Raw genomic sequence first — 12852 nt, 5'->3', positions numbered from 1 at the left:
GCGCGGGGGTCGTGGGTGGCACGGGGCGGGCGCGGCGTACGGGAATCGGCGTAGCGGGAGTCGTCGGGCGGTCGGGTGGTGGCCGGGTAGGCGGGTGGGGCGGGATGCGTCCGCACGTTTGAGCGGTTCCGGTCCTGGCTAGGCTCGCCGCATGGTCCCCGCGTACCCCGCACAGGACGCCGCCGACTCCGCGCGAGACGCCGACCCAGGGCCCGGTGCCCTGGTGCTGGTCGCCTCCAACCGCGGACCCGTCTCGTACGCGCTGGCGTCACCCCCGCCCCGTTCGCCATCGCGAACCGCACCCGGTGGCTCCGACGCCGCGAGCGCGCCCGAGCCCCGGCCGTCCCCCCGTTCCGCCGCGTCCCCCGAGCCGCCCGCGTTGACCGCCCGGCGCGGCGGTGGCGGGCTGGTCTCCGGCCTCTCCGCGATCGGCGCGGACGCCCAGGCGGTGTGGGTGTGCGCCGCGCTCGGCGACGGCGACCGGGAGGCGGTACGCCAGGCCGCCGCCCGGGCCGGCGCGGGAGCCGGCGACGGGGCCGACACCGCCCGGAGCGCCGCCCCGGACGCCGCCGGCGGCCGGGCCGGGGCGCTGTTGGACACCGCGGACACCGGTGGCCAGCGGGTGCGGATGCTGGACATCGAGCCGGAGGTCTTCGCCGCCGCGTACAACGGCGTGGCCAACTCCGTGCTGTGGTTCGTCCACCATCTGCTCTACCAGACGCCGCTGGAGCCGTCGTTCGACGCCGACTTCGCGCGCCAGTGGGCGGCGTACGAGGCGTACAACGGGGCGTTCGCGGACGCGCTCGCGCGCGAGGCCGCGCCGGGGGCGGCCGTGCTGGTGCAGGACTACCACCTGACGCTGGTGCCGGCGCTGCTCCGGGAGCGCCGCCCTGACCTGCGCATCGGTCACTTCTCGCACACGCCGTGGGCGCCGCCGGACTACTACCGGATGCTGCCGGACGACGTCGCCGAGGCCGTGCTGCGCGGCATCCTCGGCGGCGACCGCGCCGGCTTCCTGACCGCGCGCTGGGCCGAGGCGTTCGCGGACTGCTGCGCGCGGGTGCTCGGTGCCCGCGTCGGGCGGGACACGGCCTCGGGCGAGCTGACGGTGGAGCTCGACGGCCGCACGACCCGGCTCGGGGTGCACGGCCTGGGCGCGGACGCGGAGTTCCTGCGCGCCCGCTCGCGCGCGGCCGACGTGGCCGAACGCCGGGACGCGCTGCGCGCGCAGATCGACGGCGGCCCGACCGGCGCGGACGCACCGGCCGCCGGCGGCGTCGAGGGAGGCGAGGGTGGGCGGAAGGTGATCGTCCGGGTCGATCGGACGGAGCTGTCCAAGAACATCGTGCGCGGCCTGCACGCCTACCGGCGGTTGCTCACCGACCGGCCGCAGTGGCGGGAGCGGGTCGTCCACGTCGCGTTCGCCTACCCCTCCCGCCAGGACCTCGCGGTCTACCGGGAGTACACGCAGGAGGTGCGGCGGGTCGCCGAGGAGATCAACGAGGCGTTCGGGACGCCCGGTTGGCAGCCGGTGGTCCTGCACGTCAAGGACGACTTCGCGCGCTCGCTGGCCGCGTACCGGATCGCCGACGTGGCCCTGGTCAACCCGATCCGGGACGGCATGAACCTGGTCGCCAAGGAGGTCCCGGTGATCTCGGAAGCGGGCTGCGCGCTGGTGCTCTCGCGCGAGGCGGGCGCGTACGCGGAGCTGGGCGAGGACGCGCTGACGGTCAATCCGTACGACGTGGAGGCGACGGCCCGCGCCCTGCACGAGGCACTCTCGATGGACCCCGCCGAACGCGCCGCACGCACGAAACGGCTGGCCAAGGCGGCGACGGCGCTGCCGCCCCGGGAGTGGTTCCTGGCCCAGCTACGCGCCCTGGGCGCGACGTAGCGCGGGGCGCTCCGCCGAGGCGGTCGCCCACCCGCCTCCCACCGTGGACGCCCGCCGCCCCCTGGTGCGGGGCGGCCACGGCGTTGTGCGCGGCGTCCCCGTCGGCTGCCGGCCCGGGCCCCCTCGCACGCGGGCCCGGTCGAAGGGGGGCGGGCCCGATGGCTGGCCAGCCGGACGGGGGCCGGCCCGGACGGGGTGGGGCGCTCGATGGTCGCCTGGCCGGGTGGCCGGGGTGATCGGGCGGGCGGGGGAAACGTTCAGCGCAGGGCGTCGGCCAGGGCCGTGAGGAGGGCCACCACGCCGGGTGGGCCGTCCACGACGAGGTCGGCGCGCTCGGTCAACGCGGTGACCTCCGTGCTGCCGCTGCCCACCAGCACCCCGGGCTGGCCCGCTGACCTGCGGCGTTCGATCGCGTCGAAGGCGGCGAGGTCGCCGAGGTCGTCGCCCGCGTACAACACGGCCTCCGCGTCCACCTCGGTGACGAACGACGTGAGCGCGGTCCCCTTGTCCACGCCGGGCGGGCGCAGCTCAAGGACCAGGCGGCCCGGCTCGACGATGAGGCCGTGCCGGCGGGCGAGCCCGGCCAGGGGCTCGCGCAGCGCCTCGAACGCGGCCTGTGGATCGACGGCCCGACGCGTGTGGACGGCGATGGCGCGGCTCTTGTCCTCGACCCAGGCGCCGTCGGCCCCGACGGCGCGGGCGAGCACGGCCGGCAGCTCGGCGCGCGCGGCGGCCACCCCCGGCGGCGGCTCGGGGGCGTGCAACCCGCCGGTGGCCGCGTCCCAGCGCTCGGCGCCGTAGTGGCCGAGAACGACCAGGCGCTCCAGGCCGGGTACGCCGGCGAAGCCGCCGTAGCGCACCGCGACCTCGGCGGGGCGGCCGGTGAGGACGAGGACCGTGCCGACCAGCGGGGCGATCGCGGCCAGCGCGGGCACGGCGGCGGGGTGGGCGCGGGCCTGCTCCGGGTCGGGCACGATCTCGGCGAGCGTGCCGTCGAAGTCGAGTGCGATGACGGCCCGTTCGGGCCGGGCGAGCAGCGCGGCGAGGCCGGCGCGGCCGGCGGCGGTGGCGGGGACGGGAATGCCCATACGACCGACCCTACCGGCGCGCCCCGCCCCCGTCGCCGGTGCCGGACCAGCCACCACCCACCACACGCTTTCGGCCGCCGCCCCGTCACGGGCCCGACACGCCACGGGGCGCCCCGCGCACCACGGGGCGCCGTGCGCACCACGGGGCGCCGTGCGCACCACGGGGTGCGGTACCCCACGCCGCGCGGTGCGCGAGGCCGACCCGCGCGAGACAGGACACGCCCGCCGGGGCCGACCCGCGCGGGAACGGGACACCTCCGCCGGAGCTGAACCGTCCGCCGGAGCCGGGCCGTGCGCGGGGACCGCCGGCGTCCGGGTGTGCGGCTCGTGTCGGAGCGGTGCCGTATCCGCCCGGCCAGGTGACCGGGTCAGGGCCGGCCGCGTCAGGACGGGTGAGTCAGCGGCTGCCGGGTCAGGGCCGGCCGCGTCAGGACGAGTGGGTCAACGGCTGCCGGGTCAGCGGCGGTCGCGGCGGTCGTCGCGGAGCCGTCGGAGCCGGTGGACCGTCACCGGGTCGTGCCGTAGGGCGCGCGGGTCGTCGAGGAGGGCGTTGAGCACCTGGTAGTAGCGGGTCGGGGACATGCCGAGCCGCTCGCGGATGGTCCGCTCCTTCACACCGGGCCCCGGCCAGCCACGGCTCTCCATGGCCAACACGGCGGCGTCCCGCGCGCAGAGCGTGTCGCCCTCGCCGGGCGGGGAGCCCGGGGACGACCGACTCGGCTCACCGGCCTCGTCGGACTCGGCGGCCCCGGCGGTCTCGTCGGCCCCGGCGCGCGCACCCGCACCCGTATCAGCGCCCGCGTCAGCGACCACGCCCGCGTCAGGGGATATCCGCTCCGACGCGGGGCGGGGCGGGTCCGGAGTGGGGTCGGGCTCGGCGGGGTGGGTCACGCCGGCCAACCTAACGTTCCTCGTTCTCCGTGGCGTCGGCCGTGCGCTGGATCTCCCCGAGCACGGTCGACGGGTCGCCGCCCTTCAGCACCATCGTGCCGACCGACTCCCGCAGGGACTCGTTGACCTTGGCCCAGGACGTCTTGTCGAACGGGTAGAACTGCGCGGTCTCCAGCCCGTCGAGGAAGCGCCACATGCTCTTGTACTCGTCGTTGCGGCGCATCGTGGCGGAGGCTTCGCTGGTGACGGGCAGCAGCCGGTACTTCGCGGCGAAGGCCACGACGTTCGGCTCGCTGTAGACGAAGTCGAGGAACTGACCTATCTGCTTGCGGTGGCCGTTCTTCTTGAACGCCATCATCCAGTCGGCCACGCCCATCGTGGTGGCCGAGAGGCCGTCGCGGCCGGGCAGCGGGGCCACGTCGTACTCCAGGCGGTGCCCGACGGCCTGTTGCATGAGCGTGGGGTGGCCGTTGAGCATGCCGACCTCACCGCGCGTGAAGGCGTTGAACGCGTCCTGCCGGTTGAGGGAGCCGGGCTTGCGGGGGCCGGTGAGGCCCTTGCCGACGAGTTCGTCGCGCAGCCACTCCAGCGTCGCGACGTTCTCGGGCGAGTCGAGCATGTAGCTGCCGTAGCCGTCGGTGTAGCCACCACCACCGCTGAGCAGCCAGATCAGGGTCTCGGCCTGGGCTTCCTCGCGGCCGAAGGGCAGCGCGTACGGGTACTTCACACCGATCGCCTTGAGCTGCTCGGCGGCCGTCTGGAGCTCGTCCCAGTCGGTGGGTGGCTTGGCGATGCCCGCCTCGCCGAAGAGCTTCTTGTTGTAGAAGAGCAGCCGGGTGCTGGCGCCGAACGGCATCGCGTACTGCACCCGCTTGACCTCGCCCGCCTGTGTGATGGCGGAGGGGAAGGACGCCTGGGTGCGGATGGACAGGATCTGGTCGGCGCGGTAGAGCATGCCCTTGGCGGCGAAGTCCGCGTACGTGCCGAACTGGACGAGATCCGGGGTCTCGTCCTTGTCGATCATCTCGGCGACCTTCTTGTCGATGTCGGTCCAGCTGAAGACGTTGACATCGATCTTGATGTTGCCGTGCTGGGTCTCGAAGGCCCGCGCCAGGTCGCCCCAGTAGTTCAGGGAGCTGTTGGTGCTGGTGTCGCCGTAGTCGGCCGCGACCAGCTTCAGCCGTACGTCACCGGAGCCCGAGCCGGCTCCGCAGGCGGCCAGCGCCGGGGAGACCGCCGCCGTGGCGGCACCCGCCGCCGTCAGACTCAAGAACCGCCGCCGCTGCACAACCGGTACCCACCCTCACGCTCTGCTCGTCTACCGGAATCTGCCGGAGTGTCACTCTCCGACACGAGTTGCGAGTCTCCCCCCGCAACCCCCCTGAGGTCTACACCACACCTGGTCTCGCTTCGGTATCACCTGTGGCCACTTCCGCGTCACCCACACCAGCTACGGCGACCCGGAACACGTCACTCCACGTGGCGTCGCCGGGCCCGCTCAGACTAAGCACGACCACCCTTCGCGAGGGGGCACCACCCCCCACGAATCCGACCACCCGCCCACGCCATACAGGTTGATTTCCGGGCCATTCAGGCGCTTCGCCCCGGCACCGTGTGCGGTCTCACAGATCGTTTACCGGCCTCCGGCGCTCAGCCCGTACGCCGGTCGCCGTTCACGGGCCGGTCGCCGCCCGGCCCGCGCCCGCCCCTCGCCCGGCCGGTCCGCGCCCGCCCGACCGACCGGCCGTCGGGCCCGCGCCACGCGTACGCCCACGGGGTGTTCGGGCGAGAACCGATGACCGAACGAAGGGTTCCGGTGCCCGAGCGGGTGCGTTCGGGCACGCTTTCGCGCACCCCGAAAACGGCCGACAACCCGTGCGGCGACAGGGCGCGACACTCCGCGACGGCGAAGTGGCCTAGACCTCTAGCGGTGAATCGCGCGAGACTATCCCGCGTGAAACACGTCATCGCCCTCGATGTGGGCGGCACCGGAATGAAGGCCGCCCTGGTCGGGGCGGACGGCGAGCTGCTGCACACGGCTCGGCGGCCGACGGAACGCGAACGCGGACCGGACGCCGTGATAGCCGCGATCCTCGACTTCGCGGCCGAGCTGCACGCCATCGGCACCGAGCGGTACGGCACCCCCGCCGCGGCGGCCGGCGTCGCCGTGCCCGGCATCGTCGACGAGACCGCCGGGGTCGCGGTGTACGCGACCAACCTGGGCTGGAACAACGTGCCCATGCGCGCCCTGCTCTCCGAACGCCTGGACGGCGTGCCCGTCGCGCTCGGCCACGACGTGCGGGCCGGCGGCCTGGCCGAGGGGCGCATCGGTGCCGGCGAGGGCACCGACCGCTACCTGTTCGTGCCGTTGGGCACCGGCATCGCCGGCGCCATCGGCATCGACGGCCGCGTCGAGGCCGGCGCGCACGGCTACGCCGGCGAGATCGGGCACGTCGTGGTGCGCCCCGACGGTCCGGACTGCGGCTGTGGCCAGCGCGGTTGTCTGGAGACCCTGGCGTCGGCCGCGGCCGTCAGCCGGGCCTGGGCCACCGCCGTGGGCGCCCCGGACGCGGACGCCGCCGACTGCGCGAAGGCCGTCGCCTCGGGCGACCCGCGCGCGCTGGCCGTCTGGCAGGAGGCCGTGGACGCGCTCGCCGACGGCCTGGTCATCGCCCTCACCCTGCTCGACCCGCGCCGGCTGATCATCGGCGGCGGGCTCGCCGAGGCCAGGGACACGCTGTTCGTGCCGCTGCGCGCGGCGGTGGCCGAGCGGGTCACGTTCCAACAGCTCCCCGACATCGTCCCGGCGGCGCTCGGGGACACCGCCGGTTGCCTGGGCGCCGGTCTGCTCGCCTGGGATCTTCTCGCTACGGAGGTATCCGCCTGATGGCCGAACGAACATCTCTCGCGGGCGCCCGCGTCGTCCTGCCCACCGGAGTCGTCGAGTCCGGTGTGGTGACGGTCGCGGACGGCCACGTCGTCTCCGCCGGTCCCGCCGGCCCGGACGCGGCGGGCGCCGGCGGGGGCGAGCACCTCGACCTGCCCGGTCACTGGGTGGTCCCCGGCTTCGTCGACCTGCACGTACACGGCGGCGGCGGCGCCTCCTTCTCCTCCGGCACCACCGAGGAGTCGCTGCGCGCGATCGACACCCACCGCCGGCACGGCACCACCACGATGCTCGCCTCCACCGTCACCGGCGACCTGGACGAGGTGGCCCGGCAGGCCCACGTCCTGTCCGAGCTGGTCCAGCAGGGCGAGCTGGCGGGCGTGCACTTCGAGGGCCCGTTCATCTCGCCGCACCGCTGCGGGGCGCACGAGCCGACCCTGCTGCGCGACCCGGACCCGGCGGACGTGCGCAAGCTGGTCGACGCCGCCCGGGGCACGGCGAAGATGATGACGCTGGCGCCCGAACTGCCCGGCGGCCTGGACTCGGTACGGCTGCTCGTGGACGCCGGGGTCGTGGCGGCCGTGGGCCACACGGACTCCACGTACGACGCGACGCGCGAGGCCATCGAGGCCGGCGCGAGCGTGGCCACCCACCTGTTCAACGCCATGCCCTCGCTGCTGCACCGCGCGCCGGGCCCGGTGGCCGCCCTCCTGGAGGACGAGCGGGTCACCGTCGAGCTGATCAACGACGGCACGCACCTGCACCCGGCGACGCTGGAGCTGGCCTTCCGCAGCGCGGGCGCCGACCGGGTCGCGTTCATCACCGACGCCATGGGCGCGGCCGGCATGGAGGACGGCATCTTCCCGCTGGGCCCGATGAAGGTCGAGGTCAAGGACGGTGTGGCGCGCATCAGCGAGGGCCCGACGGCCGGTTCCATCGCGGGCTCCACGCTCACCCTGGACCAGGTCTTCCGGCGCGCGGTGACCGTCGACGGGCTCAGCGTGGAGCAGGCCGTACGCGCCCTGTCCGCCACCCCCGCACGGGTGCTCGGGCTCACCGACCGGATCGGCTCGCTCGAGGCGGGCAAGGACGCCGACCTGGTGGTGCTCGACGCCGAGTTCGCGCTGGTCGGTGTGATGCGCCGGGGCGCGTGGGTGATCCGGCCCGCGAGCTGAGCCGCCGCGCGCCCGCCCCGGCCGACCACCCCCCGGCCGAGGACGCGCGCCAGGCCGCGCCCCGTGGGCGCCGGCGCGAAGAGCGGGGCCGCGAGCGCCAGTCGCCCGCGGCCCCGCCCCACGCCCGGCCAGCCGTCGGAGCGGAATACGCCCCGAAGCGGGGCGTAACACGTCGACAACGGCTCATAACGCGTCAGAGCCGCGCGGTTGGCCTACAGGGGTGGGACAACCGCCCCGGCTTTGGCATGATCGCTGGCAGTAAGCCAACCGCTCCGCGCGCCGCGACACGCGACCCGGACCAGGCGCGTGGGGCCGGACCTTCGGCCTCGGACCCGACCGCGCCGGCCGACCGCCACCGCGACGCCGGGGCACCGTCACGTCCACCACCAACGGGAGGGGGAGCCCGCAGTGATCCTGACCGTGACCCTCAACGCTGCCCTCGACATCACCTACCGCCTGCCACGCCTGCGGCCCCACCACAGCCACCGGATCTCCGAGGTCATCGAGCGGCCGGGCGGCAAGGGCGTGAACGTCGCCCGCGTGCTGGCCACCCTCGGCCACGAGACGGTCGCCACCGGCCTGGTCGGCGGCGCGACGGGCGCCGCGCTGCGCGACCAGCTCGGCGCGTACCCGGGCGTCGCGGACGCGTTCGTCCCCATCGCGGGCACCACCCGGCGCACGGTCGGCCTCGTGGACGCCGCCTCGGGCGACACCACGCAGCTCAACGAGCCGGGTCCGCAGGTCACGCCGGCCGAGTGGGCCGCCTTCGCCGACCGGTACGCCGAGCTGCTGACGGGGGCGGCGGCGGTCGCGCTGTGCGGCAGCCTGCCACCGGGACTGCCGGTGGGCGCGTACGCCCAGCTGATACGCACCGCGCGCACCGCCGACGTGCCGGTGCTGCTCGACACCAGCGGCGAACCGCTGCGCCGGGGCATCGCCGCCCGGCCCGACATCGTCAAGCCGAACGCGGAGGAGCTGGCCGCGCTCACCGGGTCCACCGAGCCGGTGCGGGCCGCGCGGGACGCCAGACGCCGGGGCGCGCACGCGGTCGCCGCCTCGCTCGGCCCGGACGGACTGCTGGCCGTCACGGGCGACGGCGCCTGGCGCGCGAGCCCGCCCGCCCGTATCGCGGGCAACCCGACCGGCGCCGGCGACTCGGCCGTGGCCGGCCTGCTCTCCGGCCTCGCCGAAGGACTGCCCTGGCCGGAGCGGCTGGCCCGCGCGGTGGCACTGTCGGCGGCGACGGTGCGCTCACCGGTGGCCGGCGAGTACGACGCGGCCACCTACGCCGAGCTCCTGCCCAAGGTCCGTGTGAGCCCCCACCCGGCGGCGGCGTGAACCTGGCTGGTTAAGGTCGGTCGCGACCCCCTCCGCACACGCGGCCCCCGCCCACCCGGGTACGGGCCGCGAGCGGGAGGCGGGTGGCGACGCCATGTCGCGTCGCGTCACGCACCAGGGTCGTCGGGCCGTGGCCCGGCGCGAGAACGACCGCCCGGGTGGGCCCCTCGCCACAGGCTGGGACGGCCGCGCGGGCACGAGGGGCCGAGCCCGGCCCGGAACGAAGGACGGACATGCCACTGGTCAGCACTGGTGAACTCGTCGAAGGAGCGCGGGCCACGGGCCGCGCGGTCGCCGCGTTCAACGTCATCTCGCTGGAGCACGCCGAGGCGATAGCCGCCGGCGCCGAGGCCGCGGGCGCGCCCGCGATCCTCCAGGTCTCGGAGAACGCGGTCCGCTTCCACGGCGGGCGCCTGGCCCCCATCGCCGCCGCCGCTGCCGCCGTGGCCCGCGCCTCCAGCGCCCCACTCTCGCTCCACCTCGACCACGTGGTCAGCGTCGACCTGCTGCACGCCGCGCACCCGGAGGGCTTCAGCTCCGTGATGTTCGACGCGTCCAAGCTCACCTACGAGCAGAACGTGGCGGCCACCGCCGACGCCGTGCGCTGGGGCCACGAGCGGGGCGTCTGGGTGGAGGCCGAGCTGGGCAAGGTCGGCGGCAAGGAGGGCGAGGCGCCGCTGGACGCGCACGCCCCGGGGGTGCGCACCGACCCCGAGGAGGCGGCGGCCTACGTCGCGGACACCGGCGTGGACGCGCTGGCCGTGGCGGTCGGCAGCTCGCACGCGATGACCGAGCGCACCGCCACGCTTGACCACGAGCTGGTCGCGCGGCTGCGCGCGGCGGTGTCGGTGCCGCTGGTGCTGCACGGCTCCTCGGGCGTGCCGGACGCGGAGATCCGGCGGGCCGTGACCGCCGGCATGGTCAAGATCAATGTGGGGACGGCCCTGAACACGGCGTTCACCGGCGCGGTCCGCGCGGAGCTGGAGGCCCACCCGGCGCTGGTGGACCCGCGCAAGTACGTGGGCCCGGGGCGGGACGCGATGGCCGAGACGGTGGCCCGCTTCCTGGCCGTGGTGCACACCGCCTGACCCGCGCGAAGCGGCGGGCCGGAGCCCGGGACGGCCCCGTCGCCCCGGGCTCCGGCCGGCACGGGAGCGGTACGAGGCCACGGGGCGGGGCCGGGTCGCCGTACGGACGTGTCGGACCCGGTGACGCCACGGGGCGTGCGGCCGGCGGGTGGTACGGCCGGCGGGTGGCGCGGACGGGACGGGGTCGCCGGTGGGGACCGGCGCGAGGGCGGAACGCGGGCGGCGGGGCCGCCCGGTCGCGGTGTCAGCCGTTCTTCAGCCAGACCTGGTCGAGGTTGACGTCGCACTTGTTGCCGGCCTCGCAGGACAGCCGCACCGTGTTCGTCCCCTTGTTCAGGTTGACGATGGCCCAGGTGTGGGTCCAGCCCTTCTCCCAGTCACCCTTCTTCGCGAGTGCGAAGTTCTTCATGCTGATGGCGCGGGAGTCCCGCTTGCTGTTCACCGTGACCGTCAGGTTCTGGTCCTCGCCGGGTACGCCGTAGCCGACGTACAGCCGGTACTGGCCGGCCTTCTCGACGTCCACGGTCCAGGTGGCGGCGGCGCCGGGCTTGTTCATGCCCGCGACGTAGTTGCCCCCCTCGGCCTTCGCGCCGGGGATGTCCGTGGCCAGGGTCGTGCCGCCCTCCAGCCGCATCGCCGAGGCGTCCTCGGTCGGCAGCGGGTCCGGCTTCTTCGTCGGCTTCGGGTCCTCGCTGGGCTCGACGGACTCGGCCTGGGTCGGGGTGGCCGACCCGGTGGGCTCGGCCTTGTCGTCCTTCTTGCCGGAGTTGGAGATCATCGCGACGGAGATGCCGATGACCACGACGGCCACCACGGCTATCGCGCCGATCAGCAACCCCTTGCTGTTGGGCCCGCGCCCTCCGCCGCCGTGTCCCGCGCCGGGCGCCGGGGCGTACTGCCGGGGCGGTACGCCGCCGGGCTGCGGGGCACCCTGGGCGCGCTGGCGGGCCTGCTGGGGCAGTGCCTCGGGGGCGGTGTAGTGAGCGTTGTGCTGCGGCGGGTAGCCGTAACCACCCTGCTGCTGCGCCGGGGGCTGCTGCTGGCCGTACGGCTGCTGGGCGTGCTGCTGGCCGTACTGGCGCTCGCCGACGGCGCGCACGTGGTTGTACGAGGTCCTCGGGACGCCCGGCTGCTGCGGCCCGGGGTAGCCGTAACCGCCCGTGCGTGACGCGCCCTGGCCGCCCTGACCCGCGCTCTCCTCGCCGCCCTCCTGGCGGTACAGGTACGCGAACGGGTCGTCGTCCTGCGGCGCGCCCGAGCCGTTGTTGCCGGCCGTCATCCCCTGGTCACTCCCACTTCGTCCCTGATGGTCATCCGCGCTGCGGCACTCGCGTGCCAGAACAGCTCTTATCAGGGCCGGGGCGGCCGTAATAGCCGTGCGCTGTCCGGATGGCCAATGTTCATGATCGATTCACTCTCGGCAGCCGTGCCGACCGGCGCAGCCTACCTCGCCACGCAACGCCCGCGCGGCTTCTCCCCGTTCCCTCCCCCGGGCCCGTGCGGTGGCGGGCCGGGCCGCCCGTGCTAGCCGGCGCGCCGACCGGCCTTGGACCGCGATCGCTTCTCGACGTACATCCGCTGGTCAGCGGATTGCAACACCTCTTCGGCCGACATTCCGCAGGCCGCCCAGCTGATGCCGAAGCTCGCTCCGACGCGCACCGCGCGGCCCTCGAAACGGATGGGCGGGATGATCGCGTTCCGTAGGCGCACGGCGAGGTCCTGCGCGTCGGCCCGGCCCAGTCCGTCGGCCAGGACCACGAACTCGTCGCCACCGAGCCGGGCCACCGTGTCCCCGTCCCGCACCCCGTGCGAGAGGCGGCGGGCCACCTCGATGAGCACCGCGTCGCCGGTGTGGTGGCCGAACCTGTCGTTGATCGACTTGAAGCCGTCCAGGTCGCAGAAGAGCACCGCGAGCCCTTTGGTGCCGTCGTCCTCCTCGCCCTCGGCGGGCGCGTAGGTGTGCACGTGGTGGTCGAAGGGGCCGCCGTCGCCGCCGCCGGTCAGGCTCTCCAGCGTCTCGGCGTCCAGGCCGGCGAAGTCGCCGAGGGCGGCCAGGTCCACGGGCGAGTCGAGCCCGTCGAACCCGAAGCCCTGCACGAACGCGTCCTGCTCGACGCTGCCGACCAGCGCCGCCTCCCGCACCGCCGTGGCGGCCGGCTGCGCGCCGCCCGGCCCCGGCAGGGCGGTGTCGGCGCCCGCGTAGGCGGGCTGCGGCGGCCGGCCGCAGAGCCGGGCCCCGAGCCGGGCGCGCAGCTCGGCGCTGTTGGGCAGGCCGGTGAGCGAGTCGTGGCTGGCCCGGTGGGCGAGCTGGAGCTCGTGCCGCTTGCGCTCCTCGATGTCCTCGACGTGGGTGAGCAGGAAGCGGGGGCCGTCGGCGGCGTCGGCGACCACCGAGTTGCGCAGCGAGACCCACACGTAGGTGCCGTCCCGGCGCAGCAGCCGCAGTTCGGCCGCCCGATCGCCGACTTCCAGGGCCTGCGCTTCATCCTGG

10 protein-coding genes are annotated in these 12852 nt (G+C 75.1%); 5 read left to right on the top strand and 5 right to left on the bottom strand.

Features of this window, described 5'->3' with window-relative positions; genetic code table 11:
- Positions 1-151 precede the first annotated feature (151 nt).
- On the top strand, positions 152-1894 hold the full coding sequence (locus tag ACFVFR_RS00050) for a trehalose-6-phosphate synthase (RefSeq protein ID WP_383696204.1): 1743 nt from the start codon (positions 152-154) through the stop codon (positions 1892-1894).
- Between the two features lie 257 nt (positions 1895-2151).
- Here the strand turns inward: ACFVFR_RS00050 and otsB are convergent, their stop codons facing one another.
- The 3 genes from otsB to ACFVFR_RS00035 all read right to left on the bottom strand — a co-directional run bounded on the left by otsB (position 2152) and on the right by ACFVFR_RS00035 (position 5143).
- On the bottom strand, positions 2152-2982 hold the full coding sequence (gene otsB / locus ACFVFR_RS00045) for a trehalose-phosphatase (RefSeq protein ID WP_383696203.1): 831 nt from the start codon (positions 2980-2982) through the stop codon (positions 2152-2154).
- 456 nt (positions 2983-3438) lie between these two features.
- The gene (locus tag ACFVFR_RS00040) at positions 3439-3873 is read right to left on the bottom strand and encodes a DUF3263 domain-containing protein (RefSeq protein ID WP_383696201.1); all 435 of its coding nucleotides are present in this window, start codon (positions 3871-3873) and stop codon (positions 3439-3441) included.
- A 10-nt stretch (positions 3874-3883) separates the two neighbouring features.
- Positions 3884-5143 (bottom strand): extracellular solute-binding protein, encoded by a 1260-nt coding sequence (locus ACFVFR_RS00035; RefSeq protein WP_383696199.1) that lies wholly within the window; start codon positions 5141-5143, stop codon positions 3884-3886.
- Between the two features lie 684 nt (positions 5144-5827).
- Here ACFVFR_RS00035 and ACFVFR_RS00030 point away from each other — a divergent pair.
- The 4 genes from ACFVFR_RS00030 to ACFVFR_RS00015 all read left to right on the top strand — a co-directional run bounded on the left by ACFVFR_RS00030 (position 5828) and on the right by ACFVFR_RS00015 (position 10361).
- A complete protein-coding gene (locus ACFVFR_RS00030) occupies positions 5828-6760 on the top strand; it encodes an ROK family protein (protein WP_383696196.1) in 933 nt (310 codons plus the stop codon).
- Positions 6760-7935, top strand: a complete 1176-nt coding sequence (gene nagA, locus ACFVFR_RS00025; RefSeq protein WP_383696193.1) for an N-acetylglucosamine-6-phosphate deacetylase — start codon at positions 6760-6762, stop codon at positions 7933-7935. Before ACFVFR_RS00030 ends, nagA begins: the two co-directional genes overlap by 1 nt.
- A gap of 408 nt (positions 7936-8343) precedes the next feature.
- Positions 8344-9273 (top strand): 1-phosphofructokinase family hexose kinase, encoded by a 930-nt coding sequence (locus tag ACFVFR_RS00020; protein ID WP_383696190.1) that lies wholly within the window; start codon positions 8344-8346, stop codon positions 9271-9273.
- A 233-nt stretch (positions 9274-9506) separates the two neighbouring features.
- A complete protein-coding gene (locus ACFVFR_RS00015; RefSeq protein ID WP_383696187.1) occupies positions 9507-10361 on the top strand; it encodes a ketose-bisphosphate aldolase in 855 nt (284 codons plus the stop codon).
- A 244-nt stretch (positions 10362-10605) separates the two neighbouring features.
- On the opposite strand, the gene ACFVFR_RS00010 is transcribed toward ACFVFR_RS00015, so the two are convergent.
- The gene (locus ACFVFR_RS00010; RefSeq protein WP_383696185.1) at positions 10606-11640 is read right to left on the bottom strand and encodes a carbohydrate-binding protein; all 1035 of its coding nucleotides are present in this window, start codon (positions 11638-11640) and stop codon (positions 10606-10608) included.
- A 245-nt stretch (positions 11641-11885) separates the two neighbouring features.
- Positions 11886-12852 (bottom strand): diguanylate cyclase domain-containing protein (locus ACFVFR_RS00005; RefSeq protein WP_383696182.1); only part of this gene is annotated, 967 nt, incomplete at its 5' end.

It is taken from the genome of Streptomyces sp. NPDC057702, assembly GCF_042799315.1.
Taxonomy (GTDB): domain Bacteria; phylum Actinomycetota; class Actinomycetes; order Streptomycetales; family Streptomycetaceae; genus Streptomyces.
Note: the sequence above shows the minus strand (reverse complement) of the source record. Positions and strands in the feature narration are given on the sequence as shown.

Excerpts from the sequence above, each read along its gene's own strand:
- ACFVFR_RS00050 (WP_383696204.1), top strand. The coding sequence starts at position 152 with ATGGTCCCCGCGTACCCCGCACAGGACGCCGCCGACTCCGCGCGAGAC.
- ACFVFR_RS00010 (WP_383696185.1), bottom strand. The coding sequence starts at position 11,640 with ATGACGGCCGGCAACAACGGCTCGGGCGCGCCGCAGGACGACGACCCG.
- otsB (WP_383696203.1), bottom strand. The coding sequence starts at position 2,982 with ATGGGCATTCCCGTCCCCGCCACCGCCGCCGGCCGCGCCGGCCTCGCC.
- ACFVFR_RS00015 (WP_383696187.1), top strand. The coding sequence starts at position 9,507 with ATGCCACTGGTCAGCACTGGTGAACTCGTCGAAGGAGCGCGGGCCACG.
- nagA (WP_383696193.1), top strand. The coding sequence starts at position 6,760 with ATGGCCGAACGAACATCTCTCGCGGGCGCCCGCGTCGTCCTGCCCACC.